This is a genomic window from Candidatus Riesia pediculischaeffi, assembly GCF_002073895.1.
Taxonomy (GTDB): domain Bacteria; phylum Pseudomonadota; class Gammaproteobacteria; order Enterobacterales; family Enterobacteriaceae; genus Riesia; species Riesia pediculischaeffi.
Genome location: NZ_CP012839.1, coordinates 536,353 through 536,877 on the forward strand (window position 1 = coordinate 536,353; position 525 = coordinate 536,877).

The following is a 525-nucleotide window of genomic DNA, read 5'->3' on the forward strand; positions in this document are numbered from 1 at the left end:
GCGAGCGTTAATCGGAATTACTGGGCGTAAAGGGCACGCAGGTGGTAGATTAAGTTGATTTGTGAAATCCCTGAGCTTAACTCAGGAAAGCATTCAAAACTGATCTACTAGAGTCTTGTAGAGGGGAATAGAATTCCATGTGTAGCGGTGAAATGCGTAGAGATATGGAGGAATACCGATGGCGAAGGCAATTCCCTGGACAAAGACTGACACTCATGTGCGAAAGCATGGGGAGCAAACAGGATTAGATACCCTGGTAGTCCATGCTGTAAACGATGTCGATTAGGAGGTTGTCACGATCAAGTGATGGCTTCCGAAGCTAACGCGTTAAATCGACCGTCTGGGGAGTACGGCCGCAAGGTTAAAACTCAAATGAATTGACGGGGGCCCGCACAAGCGGTGGAGCATGTGGTTTAATTCGATGCAACGCGAAAAACCTTACCTACTCTTGACATCCAGAGAGATCTGCAGAGATGTAGATGTGCCTTAGGGAACTCTGAGACAGGTGCTGCATGGCTGTCGTCA

The 525-nt window shown here is 48.2% G+C and carries 1 rRNA gene (only partly in view); it reads left to right on the plus strand.

The annotated features are described in order from the left end of the window. Positions 1–525, plus strand: a 16S ribosomal RNA gene (locus AOQ87_RS02450) (it extends past both window edges: 568 nt to the left, 488 nt to the right).